Genomic DNA, 13,737 nt, shown 5'->3' with positions numbered 1-13,737 from the left:
GACAAGCTGCCAAGCCAAACTCGAGTACACTAATCATGACTTCACCTTCGGGCTCGACGCCCGCCGAGGCGCAAGCCTTTCTCGACGCCCATCCCGAAATCGAAGCCTTCGATATCGTCTTGACCGACGCCAACGGGGTCGGCCGCGGCAAGATCGTGCGCCGGCATGAGCTGAAAAGCATCTTCGAGGGCGGCCGCCACATGCCGATCTCGATCCTCGGCCTCGACATCACCGGCGAGGATGTGCACGAAACCGGGCTGATCTGGACGACTGGAGACGGCGATCTCAGGGCATGGCCGATCCCCGGCACGCTGGTGCCGCTTTACGGCACGAACCCGCCGCGCGGCCAGTTGCTGATGGCGATGTACCATCTCGAGGGACAGCCTATGTCGTCGGACCCACGGCTGGCGCTGGCCAGGCAGGTCGACATCTTGGCGGCCAAGGGCCTCTATCCCGCCGGCGCCTTCGAACTCGAATTTTTCCTGCTTGCCAATGAGCGTGACGCCGACGGCAAGGTAAAACCGGCGGACGCCGTGCTCGACGGCCGCCGCTCGGCCAAGACGGAAGTCTATTCCGTCGACCATCTGCACGGCATGGAGCCGTTGTTTTCCGACATCTATGCCGCGGCTAAGGCGCAAGGCATTCCGGCCGAAACGGTGATTTCGGAATACGCGCCCGGCCAGTACGAGCTGACGCTGAATTACCGCAAGGATGTCATGCGGGCGGCCGACGACCTCGTCATGTTGAAGCGGCTGGTGCGGGCGCAGGCGCGCCGCCATGGTGTTACCGCCTGCTTCATGGCCAAGCCGATCGAAAAATATGCCGGCTCCGGCATGCATTTCCATGTTTCGCTGCAGGACAAGAACGGCCGCAACGTTTTTGCCGAAGCCGGCGGCGAAAGCTGGTCGCTGCCGCTGCTGCAGGGGCTCGGCGGGCTGATCCAGACCATGGCCGAATCGATGCTGGTGTTTGCGCCGCACGCCAATTCCTGGCGGCGCTTCGTCTCGCAGTCCTATGCGCCGGTGGCGCCGACCTGGGGCGTCAACAACCGTTCGGTGGCGCTGCGCGTGCCGGCCGGCGACGCCAAGAACCGGCGCATCGAGCACCGGCCGTCGGGCGTCGACGCCAATCCCTACCTGATCGCGGCAACGGTGCTGGCCGGCATCATCAAGGGTCTGGACGAAGGCCTCGACCCCGGCCCTGAAACCACTGGGAATGGCTATGAAGCCGCTGTCACGCGCACGACCATGCCGGTCGACTGGCGCGCCGCGATCGAGGCGGCGCGGGCCTCGAGCTTCCTGAAAGAGGCGCTTGGCGAGGATCTGCATCGCACCTTCGTGGCGATCAAGCAGTCGGAGTATCTGCGCGTCGCGCGTACGGTGAGCGAGCTGGACTACCACCTCTACCTGCACGAGGTCTGAGAGACCGTTTCGAAATTCTACTCCGGCGGCCATCGATGGTGGTTTCTGCGCTTCCGATGCTCACGGACCAAATGTCCGCTGCGCTTCGGTTCTCGAAACCACCACCATATGACTCGCCAGAGCGAATTTCGAAACGGTCTCTGATTGCCCTGACGGCGGGCGGCGATCACTTTTTCGCCGCCTGCATCAAATGAGGTGGCGCTGCAGCCTTCAAGAACATATCATGAACGGATGAGCGCGCCCACCGTCCGTGAAAAGCTGGCAATCCTGTCTGACGCCGCCAAATACGACGCCTCCTGTGCTTCGTCCGGCTCGGCGAAGAAGGATTCGCTCCAATCCGGCGGTATCGGCTCCACAGAAGGCATGGGCATCTGCCATTCCTACGCGCCGGATGGCCGCTGCATTTCGCTCCTGAAAATCCTGCTCACCAATTTCTGCATTTACGATTGCAGCTACTGCATGAACCGCTCGTCATCGAATGTGCGCCGCGCCCGCTTTAGCATCGACGAGGTGGTGAAGCTGACCATGGACTTTTATCGGCGCAACTACATCGAGGGCCTCTTCCTGTCCTCAGGAGTCATCCGCTCCCCGGACGAGACCATGGCCGAGATGGTGGAGGTGGCGCGGCGGCTGCGGCTGGACGAAAAATTCTCCGGCTATATTCATCTGAAGACCATTCCGGAAAGCTCGGCCGAACTGGTCGAGCAGGCCGGGCTCTACGCCGACCGGCTGTCTATCAATGTCGAACTGCCGACCGATGAGGGCGTGAAGAAACTGGCGCCGGAGAAGAAGCCGCAAACGATCCGGCTTTCCATGGCGAACCTGCGCCGGAAGATGGAGGAAAAGGCCGAGCCGACGTTGCGGACCAAGAAGCGCGAACGCTTTGCGCCCGGAGGTCAGTCGACGCAGATGATCGTCGGCGCCGACAAGACATCCGACGACGGTATCTTGCACTCCAGTGCGCGGCTCTATGGCAGCTACCATCTGCGGCGCGTCTATTACTCCGCCTTCAGCCCGATCCCGGATTCGTCATCGTCGCTGCCGCTCCAGAAACCGCCGCTGATGCGCGAGCACCGGCTCTATCAGGCCGACTGGCTGATGCGCTTCTACGGCTTTTCGCAGCCGGAAATCCTCGCCGGCAGCAGCGACGGCATGCTCGATCTCGCCATTGACCCCAAGCTCGCCTGGGCTTTGCGCAATCGGGCGAGGTTTCCCGTCGACATCAACCGCGCCGATCGGGAAGCGCTGCTGCGGGTTCCGGGTCTGGGCACCAAGGTGGTGGCGAAGATCCTTGAAACCCGCCGCCACCGACGTATGCGGCTGGAAGATGTCGGACGGATCTGCCATTCGATCGCCAAGCTGAGGCCCTTCATCATCGCCGAAGGCTGGTCGCCGGGCGGACTCACCGACAAGACAGGCCTGCGCGATACGATCGTAAAGTCCTGCGAACAACTGTCGCTGTTTTGACCATGCAGCCGGCCCAGCTCGACCTTGCCCGATACACTGTCCGGCTAGCGAGCCAGACCGATTTCGCCGGTTGGCGCGATGCGGCACGGCGTCTGACGCTGAATGAGGTCCGGCCTGAGGATATTAGTTGGGGTGTCGGGTCCGACGCCAATGATCCTCGAGATGCCTTGCCGGCGGTGCCAGAGGGCGCGCAGCTTACCGTCCCGCGCGAGTTCATCGCCCATGCCGAAACCGCCTTCTGCCACTCCGACCCCGGCCGGTTTGCCTTTCTCTACTGGATGCTTTGTCGCCTGCGCACCGAGCCGAAACTGCTGGCGATCGCATCCGATCCCGACACCAGGCGGCTCGAAGCCATGGAAAAGGCGGTGCGGCGCGACAGCCATAAGATGCATGCCTTCGTACGCTTCCGGAAGATCGGCTACGGCGAGGACGAGCGCTACGTCGCCTGGTTCGAGCCGGAGCATTTCATTGTCGAGCGCAACGCGGATTTCTTCGTCCGGCGGTTCACCGGCATGCGCTGGACCGTCCTGACGCCCTATGCCTCCGCCGACTGGAATGGCGAAAGGCTGGCGATCGGCCCGGGTGCGGCCAAGGGCGATGCACCCGATCAGGACGACACCGAGGCGTTGTGGCTGACCTATTTCCAGAACATCTTCAACCCGGCGCGGCTCAAGGTGAAGGCGATGCAGAAGGAGATGCCGAAGAAATATTGGCGGAACCTTCCCGAGGCCTCGCTCATTCCAGATCTGATCGCAGGAGCGGACGAGGCCGCTATAGCCATGATTGCCAGACAACCGACGACGCCGGCGCCGCACCACGCCAAGCTGCAGGCAAGACATTGGCCGAAGCCCGAGCCGGCCGAGGCGCCGGATGAAGACGATGCCAAGACGATTTCCGATTTGCGCGAGGCTGCAAAGGGTTGTCGTCGCTGCCCGCTCTGGCGCGACGCGACACAGACCGTGTTCGGCGAGGGGCCGGATGACGCCAAAGTGGTCTTCGTCGGCGAACAACCTGGCGATCAGGAAGATCTCGCCGGCAAACCTTTTGTCGGGCCAGCGGGCAAAGTGTTCGATGCAATTCTCGATGACGCAGGCGTCGACCGGCAAAAAGTCTACGTCACCAACGCCGTCAAGCACTTCAAGTTCGAGCCGCGCGGCAAGCGCCGCATCCACTCGAAGCCAAATACCGGCGAAGTCCAGGCCTGCCGCTGGTGGATCGGCCGGGAGCTTGAGCTGATCAAGCCGGACCTCGCCGTGGCGCTTGGGGCAACGGCGGCGTTGTCGCTGCTGGGCAAGGCCATTGCCGTGACGAAAATGCGCGGCCAGTTGATCGAACGCGAGGATGGCTTGCGCGTGTTCATCACCATCCACCCGTCCTTTATCCTGCGCATTCACGAGCCGACGGACAAGGAGGCTGAGCGCGAGCGGTTCCTAAAGGATATGAAAGAGGTGAAGCGGCTGATGGGGTCGTGAGATGAGCGAAAGCCTCAGCGACATCGTCATCCGCGGGCGGAACAAGGAGCTTCGCTCCTGCTTCGCCCAGGGATGACGAAGCTGAGTGGCTTCACGGTCGTGAATCCAACGTTGGAAACTTCGGCCGCCACGGCCGAATTAACTGATCAGGATTGCCCTCAGATCATTCACATTCGTACCCGTCGGCCCCGGCACGAACAGATCGCCGATCGCGTTGAACGCCGTCCAGGCATTGTTGCCGGCCAGCATCGCCTTGGCGTCGATGCCGGCGGCACGCATGCGCGAGACGGTCGAGCCATCGGCAAAGGCGCCGGCATTGTCTTCCGAGCCATCGATGCCGTCGGTATCGGCGGCCAGTGCATGAATACCTTCCGCGCCGCTGATGCCGATGGCAAAGGCGAGCAGGAATTCGGAGTTGCGGCCGCCCTTGCCCCTTTTTCCGTCAACAGGGGCCCGCAAAGTCACGGTCGTCTCGCCGCCGGACAGGATCAGCACCGGCTTTTGGAACGGCCGGTTGCGCGTCGCCACTTCGCGCGCAATGGCTGCATGCACGCCACCGACCTCGCGCGCCTCGCCCTCGATGGAATCGGAGAGGATGACGGCTTCGATGCTTTGCCGTTTTGCCTCAGCGGCTGCCGCTTCCAGCGATACGCCAGCCGAGGCGATCAGGTGCACTTCATTGCGTGAAAAGCGCTGGTCATCCGTATCTGGCGCATCGGCCTCTGGCGAGTTGATGTGCGCCATGACGGCGTCGGGCAGCTTCATGCCATAGGCCGCTATCGAGGCCAGCGCATCGGCGCGGTTGCCGGAGTCGGGCACGGTCGGGCCGGAGGCCACCAGGGCCGGGTTGTCGCCGGGAATGTCACAGACAACCAGTGATACCAGTTTGGCCGGCCAGGCGGCAGCTGCCAGCCGGCCGCCCTTGATGGTTGAGACATGCTTGCGGATGGTGTTCATGGCCGCGATCGGCGCGCCGGAGGCGAGCAGCGCCTCGTTGACGGCGATTTCGTCGGCGAGCGTCAGGCCAGCGGCAGGCGACGGCAGCAGCGCCGATCCTCCGCCCGATATCAGCGCCACTACCAGGTCGTCCGCAGTCAGCCTTTGCACCTTTTCGAGCAGGCGCCGCGACGCCTCAAGACCGGCAGCGTCCGGCACCGGATGTGCCGCCTCGATGATTTCGATGCGCTCGCATTTGGCGCCATAGCCGTAGCGGGTGACGACCAGCCCTTCGATTGGGCCATCCCACACCTTCTCGAACGCGGCGGCCATCTGCGCCGAGCCCTTGCCGGCGCCGATGACGATGGTGCGGCCCTTCGGCTTGGCCGGAAGGTGATCCCTGATCGTTCGTTCCGGATCGGCAGCGGCAACAGCGGCATTGAAGATCGAGATGAGAAAGGATTTTGGGTCGAGCACGGTCATAATTGGCCGCCATCCGCGGTTTGCGAGCTTCCGAAAAGCCGGCGCCGCCCCTCACCCTTACCCTCTCCCCGTATAGAGACGGGGAGAGGGGTTCGCCGGCGTTGGGGTGCTTCTCTTCTCCCCGTCACTATACGGGGAGAAGGTGCCGGCAGGCGGATGAGGGGCAGCGCTAGCGTCACGATTTATCTTCCGGCGGCAGCGCCAATTGTGTCCGATCAACGCCGAGATGATCGCACAGTGCATCGACGACGACGCCGTGGTCCTGGCGTTCCGGCAGGCCGGAGACGGCGATGACGCCGATCACGCCAGCCCCCTTTACAGTCACCGGAAACCCGCCGCCGGCCAGTACGTAATCAGCAATATCCAGCCCCTCGCCGACCTTGAAGGTGCGGTCCGGTCGCTGCTGTTCCAGCACCAGACGATAGGTGCTCCTGAGGTAGCGCTTGACCACATTGATCTTGCGTCGTGCCCAGTCGGGGTTGGAGGCGTTTGAACCGGGCATCGCGGCATAAAACAGCGGCCGATCCCACAGCCTGATATCGACAATGATGGGCAGCTTTTCGGCCAGCGCCCGCTCGCGGATCGCCGCGCCGACCTTGAAGGCGACGGCCTCGTCGAAGGCCGGGAAGACCAGCGTCTCTTCCTGTTTCTGGATCAGAGCGATGTCGTCGGCAGCGGCCATTTTGTTCTCCGAAGTCAGTCACAAATCGTGTGTACGACAAGCTCCGCCCGGTCAAGGTCTCGTCGCGGTGGTGGTCTTGCCCCGCCAGGGTCGACCCCCACTCCGTCGAGCTTCTCTCGACACCTCTCCCCCGATCGACGGGGTAGAGGAAGGGCGCCAAGCTGTCCGAACCGGCGCCCGTCCTCCGAAGCAAAGGCTCCCTTCCTCTCCCTCCGGAGGGGGGAGAGGTGGCGCCGCGAAGCGGCGACGGAGTGGGGGAACCACTTGGCAACCAGGCGCAATCATCATCTTGTCCCGCGCGGATGATGGGTCCTACCCCACGATCATATCGATCTTGGCCGGCCGCCCCGCAACATAGACCTCGCGCACCGCGCGGTCGTCGCCCAATGTCTGCAGCAGGAACAGCTCCTCCGCCAGCGTCTCCACAGTCTCCATCCTCAGCCGCATCGCCGGCGTGGCGCGGGCGTCGAGCACGGTGATGTCCGCGTCGGTGCCTTTATCCAGCGTGCCGACCTTGTCCGCCACAGACAGCGCCTCGGCATTGCCACGCGTTATCTGCCAGAAGGACTGGAACGGGTTCAGCTTTTCGCCATTCAGCGCAATCACCTTGTAGCCCTCGTCCATAGTGCGCAGCATCGAATAGTTGGTGCCGCCGCCGACATCGGTGGCGGCAGCGATCCTGAGCGGCTTGTCGCGGCGACGAAAGCGCTGGTAGTCGAACAGGCCGGAGCCGAGGAACAGGTTCGAGGTCGGGCAGAACACCGCCACCGAGCCTGAGTCCGACAGCGCATCGGCCTCTCGTTCCGAGAGATGGATGCAGTGGCCGAACAGGCTCTTTGGCCCCAGCAGGCCATACTGCTCGTAGACATCGGTGTAGTCGCGCGCCTGCGGATAGAGTTTTTGCGTGAAGGCGATTTCGGCGTGGTTTTCCGACAGATGCGTCTGCATGTGGAGGTCGGGGTTTTCGCGGCAGAGCGTGCCGGCCATCTCCAGCTGCTCGGGCGAGGAGGTGATGGCGAAGCGCGGCGTGATCGCATAAAGCTGGCGGCCCTTGCCGTGCCATTCCGCAATCAGCGCCTTCGTATCGTCATAGCCGGATTGCGGCGTGTCGAGCACGCCTGCCGGCGCATTGCGGTCCATCATCACCTTGCCGGCAATGTTGAGCATGCCGCGCGCATGCGATTCGGCAAAGAACGCTTCGGCAGACGCCTTGTGCACCGAGCAGTAGGCGGCGACCGTCGTCGTGCCGTGGCGCACCATCTCGTCCAGGAACAGCCGGGCGATGCGGCGGCCATGCTGGGCGTTGGCGAATTTGGTCTCTTCGGGAAAGGTGTAGGTGTTCAGCCAGTCGAGCAGTTCGGCGCCGTAGGAGGCAATGACCTGCATCTGCGGGAAATGCGCATGCGCATCGATGAAGCCGGGCAGCAGCAGATGCGGCCGATGATCGATCTTTTTCGCACCGTCGCCCGCTTGCTTTTCGACTTCCGTGTAGCTGCCCACGGCAACGATCCGGCCGTCGCGGATCAGCAGGCCGCCATCCTCCTCATAGCGCCAGGCGGCATGGTCGTCGATGGCTTCGGGCCAGCGCAAAAAACTTAGGGTGCGGCCGCGCAGAAGTGTGGAGGTCATCCCTATTTCCCTGCGCCTTCGAACCAGGCGACCAGCAGCGCCCGTTCCTTGTCGCTGATCTGGGTGACGTTGGCGGGCGGCATGGCGTGGCTGCGCCCGGCCTGCAAATAGATTTCACGCGCATGCTCGGCAATGCTGGCGTCGGTGTCGAGCATCACGCCCTTCGGCGCATGGTAGATGCCTTCATAGACCGGCTCGGCCGTATGGCACATCGAGCAGCGGCCAAGCACGGTGTCGCGCACCGCCGGGAAATGCGACGAGGCGATATAGACTTCGGCCGCGGCGGATGCCTTGGGCTCGCCGGTCAGTATTTTCGGCGCTGTCGACAGCCACATGATGATGACGAATAGCACCGCAGCCGCCATCCAGGTCCAGTGGGGGTTGCCGGCACGCTTATGCACGGTGTTGAAATAGTGCCGGATCAAGACGCCGATGATGAACACCAGCGAGGCGATGACCCAGTTGAACTCCGTCGCAAACGCCAGCGGATAGTGGTTCGACAGCATCAGGAACAGCACGGGCAGCGTCAGGTAGTTGTTGTGCAGCGAGCGCTGCTTGGCGATCTTGCCGTATTTCGGGTCGGGCTTTCGGCCGGCAATCAGGTCGGCGACGACGATCTTCTGGTTTGGAATAATCACCATGAAGACATTGGCCGACATGATAGTGGCGGTGATGGCGCCCAGATGCAGGAAAGCGGCGCGGCCGGTGAACAGATGCGTCAGACCCCAGGCGATGAACACCAGAACGCCATAGAGCACCAGCATCAGTCCGGTGTCACTTTTGCCGAGCGGCGACCGGCAGAGCAGATCGTAGACAACCCAGCCGACGCCGATCGTCGCCATCGACAGCAGGATGCCCACGGGAACCGACATGGACAGAACATTGGGGTCGATCAGGAACAGGTCGGCGCCGGCATAGTAGACCACGCACAGCATGGCGAAGCCGGACAGCCAGGTGGCGTAGGATTCCCATTTGAACCAGGTCAGGTGTTCCGGCATTTCGGCCGGCGCCACCAGATATTTCTGGACGTGGTAGAAGCCGCCGCCATGCACCTGCCATTCCTCGCCGAATGCGCCGACCGGCATGCCGGGGCGCTGGCGCAGGCCAAGGTCGAGCGCGACGAAATAGAAGGACGAGCCGATCCAGGCGATGCCGGTGACGACGTGCAGCCAGCGCACGGCGAAACTCAGCCAGTCCCAGAAAATCGCGAAATCCATCATGTGAAATCGTCCCTGCCGATCGGCTGACTTTACGGTGTGGGGCGCAAACGAAAAGAGGCGAGGTGTACGATGACTTTCAAAAAAAAATGGAAAATACTAGGCTGACCACGTACGCCGCCACATAAACAGCCACGAATGGCCTATCTCGACAACATCGCCGTCTTCGTCCGCGTCGTCGAGCTTGGTAATCTCTCGGCGGCAGGCCGCGACATGCGCATTTCGCCGGCGGTCGCCTCCAACCGCATCAAGGAGCTGGAAAAACACCTCGGCGTGCGGCTGTTCAACCGCACGACACGGCAATTGATGCCGACGGAGCATGGCACGGTGTTCTACTCCGGCGCCAAGCAGGTGCTGGAGGCGATCACCGAGGCGGAAGCCGCGGTTTCGGCGCTTTCCGGCCAACCGCGCGGCACCATCAAGGTGACCGCACCGCTCGGCCTCGGACGGCGGCTGGTGGCGTCGGGCATTCCGGATTTCCACGACAAATACCCCGATATCGAGGTGCGGCTGAGGCTCTCCGACCACAATATCGACATCATGAAGGAAGGCATCGACGTCGCCTTCAAGCTCGGCATCATCGAGGATTCCAGCCTGCGGATGCGCGGCATCATGGAATGTGAACGCGTGCTGGTGGCGGCACCGAAATATCTCGAAGCGCGCGGCGAGCCGGTGGAGCCACAGGAGCTGATCGGCAAGAAGCACGACTGCCTGATGCTGCGCTATTCCGGGGCGCGCGAATATGTCTGGACGCTGCAGACGCCGTCCGGCCCGCAGAAATTCGAGGTGCACGGCCCCTACGACACCGACGATGGCGATGTGCTGACCGGCTGGGCGCTGTCGGGCCGCGGCATCATCAACAAGCCGCGCTTCGAGGTCGAACCCTTCATCCGCGACCGGCGGCTGCAGGTCATCCTGGCCAGCACGCCGCCAACGCCGGTGCAGTTCGCCGCCGTCTATCCGCACAAGAAGCTGCAGGATCCAAAGGTGCGGCTGTTGCTCGACTTCATGGCCGAGCGTTGCCAGCGGCTGATCAAGGATTTGCTGGCCGGCAAGTGAGGGGCTGTTGGCCCAGTCGCCAGGGTTGTCTTACAAGCAGGTGACCTTAGGTTCGCATACGCCGCCCTATGATCGATGGTCCCATGCCGACTGACCAGCAAGCCACAATGCATCTTGCCGTTTCGCTCAACATTACTTCCGGGCAGCCGCTCGGGTTTAGCGACCTGGCCGGCTTTGCCAAGCAAGCGGAAGCGGCGGGGCTGGACATGATTGTCCTCGATGATTCCGCGCCGAACAGCGCCGGGTCGAGTTCTTTCGAAGCGACGACCTTGCTGGCGGCGCTGGCGACGGTGACAAGTCGGATCGGCCTTGTCGCTGCAGCCTCGACGGTGGCTCACCAGCCGTACAATCTGGCGCGCCGTTTTGCTTCGCTCGACATCATCAGCCATGGCCGCGCCGGCTGGCACGCGACCATGGCGCAGGCGCCACGGGAAGCCGCCAATTTCAGCCGGCCGGATGGATTTTCCGACGATGTGTTCCGCCGCCGCACGCAGGAATACATCGGCATCGTTCAGCGCCTGTGGCAGGGCTGGGATGCCGACGCGCTGCTGTTCGACAAGATCGGCGGCCGCTTCCACGATCCCGAAAAAATGCACCTGCTCGACCACAAGGGCGAATTTTTCTCCGTGCGCGGGCCGCTGAACGTCGCGCGCTCGCCGCAGGATACGCCGGTGCTGGTGCTGTCCGGCCTGTCCGAGGCCGACCTGGATATCGCCGCCCGCACCGCCGATGTCGTCCTGCTGGACAGACCCACAGAGGACGCCAAGGCGCGCCATGACGATCTCAAGCGCCGCGTTGTGGCCTGCGGACGCGATCCGGGTGCGGTCAAGCTGCTGCTGAACGTTGGCGCAGATGTCGCTGCCAACGCGCTCGAAACATTGTTCAGCTCGCAAAGCTGCGACGGGTTCAACATCGCAATACCGCCTGCCGCGATTGACGGTTTCATCGGCCGCGTGCTGCCGGAATTGCAGCGCCGCAGCCTCGTCCGACCGGATTATCCCGGCACCACCTTGCGTTCGCATCTCAGACTTGCCGGAGGAGCGCAATGACCCGCCAGATGAAGCTTGGCGCCTTCCTGTGGGCGACGGGCCACCACATCGCCGCCTGGCGTCACCCCAAGGCGCATGTCACGGCAGGCATCGACATCGATCATTACATCCGGCTGGCGCGCACGGCGGAAGCGGCGAAGTTCGACATGGTGTTCTGCGAGGACGCCGCCGGCCTGCGCGAAGCCAATGTCGGCATCGCCAGCCAGACCTCACGCTCGATCGGCTTCGAGCCGATCAGCCTGCTGTCCGCGCTCGCCGTCCAGACCAGCCGCATCGGCCTCGTTTCGACGGCCTCGACCAGCTACAACGAGCCCTATGGGCTGGCGCGCACCTTTCTCTCGATCGATCATCTGAGTGGTGGCCGGGCTGGCTGGAACCTGGTGACGTCGGCCAGTCCCATCGAAGCCGCCAATTTCGGCGCGACGGGCCTGAAACCGCATGCCGACCGCTACGAGCGGGCGCGCGAATTCGCCGAGGTGGTATCAGGACTTTGGCAAGGCAGCGGCTTTCACGGTCACAACGGCCAGAGCTTTTCGGTGCGCGACTCGCTCGACCTGCCGCGCTCGCCGCAGGGCGCGCCGGTGATGGTGCAGGCCGGCGCCTCGGATGTCGGCCGCGACCTTGCCGCCCGCACCGCCGACGTCGTGTTCACGGCGGCGCAGACCCTCGAGGAAGCCAAGGCCTTTTACGACGACCTCAAGGGCCGTATGGCGGGCTATGGGCGGGAACCCGACGACATCAAGATCATGCCCGGCGTCTCCCCGGTGGTGGCAGACACCGAGGCCGAAGCGCGGGAGAAACAGGAGGAATTGCAGGCGCTGATCCCCGACGATGTCGGCGTGGCGCTACTGTCCAGCTATCTCAGCATCTCCGATCTCGGGAGCTATCCGATCGACGGACCGATGCCCGAACTGCCGGAGACCGAGGGCATGAAAAGCCGCCAGGCGCTGGTCATCCAACAATCGCGCCGCGACGGCCTGTCGATCCGCCAGCTTGCGCGCCATTTCGCCGGCGCACGTGGCCATTGGCGTATCGTCGGCACGCCGGCGCGGATCGCTGACGAATTGCAGGCGCGGTTCGAGGGCGGCGGCGCGGACGGCTTCAACGTCATGCCGTCATACTTCCCCGGCGAGCTCGATGCCTTTGCCACGCTGGTGGTGCCGGAACTGCAGCGACGCGGACTGTTCCGTCGGGAATACGAAGGCAGCACCTTGCGAGATCATCTTGGCCTGAAGCGGTCGGATAAAAAAGATTAGCCGGCTACCTCTTGGCCTTGCCGCGCCTGCTGGCTTACCGCCGGTGCCGCGCCGTGCGCGACCAGCGCCGTCATGATCTCGGCCGCGGCCAGCGCAGCTATGACCGGTGGGCGCTTGTCCTTGACCGCATCGCCGCCGATCGGCGAGACGAGGCGGGCGAACTCAGCCTCCGTACCCTCAGCCGATTTCAGGAACCAGTTCCTGAACGTCGCTCTCTTGGTTTTCGAGCCGATCATGCCGACATAGGCCGCGTCGTCGCGCTTCAGCGCTTCGGCGACGATGAGGAAATCCAGCGCATGGTCGTGGGTGAGGATGGCGAAGGCGGTGCCGGCGGGGGCGTTTCGCACCTCGGCCTCGGGCATCGGCGTCAGCCGCGTCTCGACGGTTTCCGGCATGCCTTCCAGCGCTTCGGCCCGCGTCTCGATGACGACACCACGCACGGGAAGAAGTGCAACAGTCGAGGCCAGCGCCCGGCCGACATGGCCGCCGCCGAAGATATAGACATGCGGCAGGTGGGCTTCCTCGGCTTCTGCGGCCGCGATCAGCTCGGCAGTAAGCGCGGCATCGACGACACGGATCAAGACTTCGACGCGCCCGCCGCAGCACTGGCCGATCTCGGGGCCTAGCGGCACGTCAAGCGTGGCGCAGACTTCGTCGAAGCCGATGCGGGCTTCTTTACCCTCCCCCTTGTGGGGAGGGTCGGTGAGCGGACGCCGTGTGGCGGCGTCAGCGAAACGGGGTGGCTTGGCACGATCGTCCGCACCCCCACCCCGGCCGGCTTCGCCGGCCGACCCTCCCCACAAGGGGGAGGGTGAAGACCCCACCATCTGCCTCGCCTTGTCGATCGCGATGTACTCGAGCTGACCGCCGCCGATCGTGCCAAAAGTCGCCGCCTGCGAGACGAGCATGAAGGCGCCCTTCTCGCGGGGGGTCGAGCCCTTGGTACTGGCCACTTCGACCAAGGCAAACCGGTCGGCGCTGGCGAGAAAAGCTCTGAGGCTTTGCACTTTCGACTTCATATTTCGCATTCCCGTACGGGAAATATAGGGTTTTTCAGTCTGAATTG

Annotated in this window: 11 protein-coding genes; 6 read left to right on the top strand and 5 right to left on the bottom strand. The window is 63.6% G+C overall.

The annotated features are described in order from the left end of the window. Positions 1-35: 35 nt before the first annotated feature. The 3 genes from ACYG9R_RS08810 (at position 36) to ACYG9R_RS08800 (ending at position 4,360) form a co-directional block, all read left to right on the top strand. The gene (locus tag ACYG9R_RS08810) at positions 36-1,421 is read left to right on the top strand and encodes a glutamine synthetase family protein (RefSeq protein WP_023683505.1); all 1,386 of its coding nucleotides are present in this window, start codon (positions 36-38) and stop codon (positions 1,419-1,421) included. A 231-nt stretch (positions 1,422-1,652) separates the two neighbouring features. Next, a complete protein-coding gene (locus tag ACYG9R_RS08805; RefSeq protein WP_023707780.1) occupies positions 1,653-2,888 on the top strand; it encodes a putative DNA modification/repair radical SAM protein in 1,236 nt (411 codons plus the stop codon). A 2-nt stretch (positions 2,889-2,890) separates the two neighbouring features. Continuing rightward, complete coding sequence (locus ACYG9R_RS08800) at positions 2,891-4,360, top strand: UdgX family uracil-DNA binding protein (protein ID WP_023823877.1); 1,470 nt, start codon at positions 2,891-2,893, stop codon at positions 4,358-4,360. A gap of 138 nt (positions 4,361-4,498) precedes the next feature. Here ACYG9R_RS08800 and ACYG9R_RS08795 read toward each other — a convergent pair whose 3' ends face one another. From ACYG9R_RS08795 to ACYG9R_RS08780, 4 genes are all read right to left on the bottom strand, one after another. Further along, complete coding sequence (locus ACYG9R_RS08795) at positions 4,499-5,779, bottom strand: glycerate kinase type-2 family protein (protein WP_023823876.1); 1,281 nt, start codon at positions 5,777-5,779, stop codon at positions 4,499-4,501. A gap of 175 nt (positions 5,780-5,954) precedes the next feature. Continuing rightward, positions 5,955-6,461: a heme-degrading domain-containing protein gene (locus tag ACYG9R_RS08790; protein WP_023695952.1), complete on the bottom strand. Its 507-nt coding sequence runs from the start codon at positions 6,459-6,461 to the stop codon at positions 5,955-5,957. A 312-nt stretch (positions 6,462-6,773) separates the two neighbouring features. Then, on the bottom strand, positions 6,774-8,090 hold the full coding sequence (gene guaD / locus ACYG9R_RS08785; RefSeq protein ID WP_023815958.1) for a guanine deaminase: 1,317 nt from the start codon (positions 8,088-8,090) through the stop codon (positions 6,774-6,776). A gap of 2 nt (positions 8,091-8,092) precedes the next feature. Beyond that, positions 8,093-9,310 (bottom strand): urate hydroxylase PuuD, encoded by a 1,218-nt coding sequence (locus tag ACYG9R_RS08780; RefSeq protein ID WP_023823875.1) that lies wholly within the window; start codon positions 9,308-9,310, stop codon positions 8,093-8,095. Between the two features lie 135 nt (positions 9,311-9,445). Between ACYG9R_RS08780 and ACYG9R_RS08775 the strand changes: the two genes are divergently transcribed. From ACYG9R_RS08775 to ACYG9R_RS08765, 3 genes are all read left to right on the top strand, one after another. After that, a complete protein-coding gene (locus ACYG9R_RS08775) occupies positions 9,446-10,366 on the top strand; it encodes a LysR family transcriptional regulator (protein ID WP_023671373.1) in 921 nt (306 codons plus the stop codon). 107 nt (positions 10,367-10,473) lie between these two features. Then, positions 10,474-11,415: an LLM class flavin-dependent oxidoreductase gene (locus ACYG9R_RS08770; RefSeq protein WP_023822084.1), complete on the top strand. Its 942-nt coding sequence runs from the start codon at positions 10,474-10,476 to the stop codon at positions 11,413-11,415. Continuing rightward, positions 11,412-12,671, top strand: coding sequence for an LLM class flavin-dependent oxidoreductase (locus ACYG9R_RS08765; RefSeq protein ID WP_023823874.1), 1,260 nt, complete (start codon positions 11,412-11,414; stop codon positions 12,669-12,671). Before ACYG9R_RS08770 ends, ACYG9R_RS08765 begins: the two co-directional genes overlap by 4 nt. Here ACYG9R_RS08765 and xdhC read toward each other — a convergent pair. Then, positions 12,668-13,690 (bottom strand): xanthine dehydrogenase accessory protein XdhC, encoded by a 1,023-nt coding sequence (gene xdhC / locus ACYG9R_RS08760; protein ID WP_023823873.1) that lies wholly within the window; start codon positions 13,688-13,690, stop codon positions 12,668-12,670. The two genes, ACYG9R_RS08765 and xdhC, sit on opposite strands and share 4 nt — an antisense overlap. Positions 13,691-13,737 lie beyond the last annotated feature (47 nt).

The organism is Mesorhizobium sp. RSR565B, assembly GCF_054719465.1.
The sequence above is the reverse complement of the archived record's forward strand: the minus strand, read 5'-3'. Positions and strand labels throughout refer to the sequence as shown.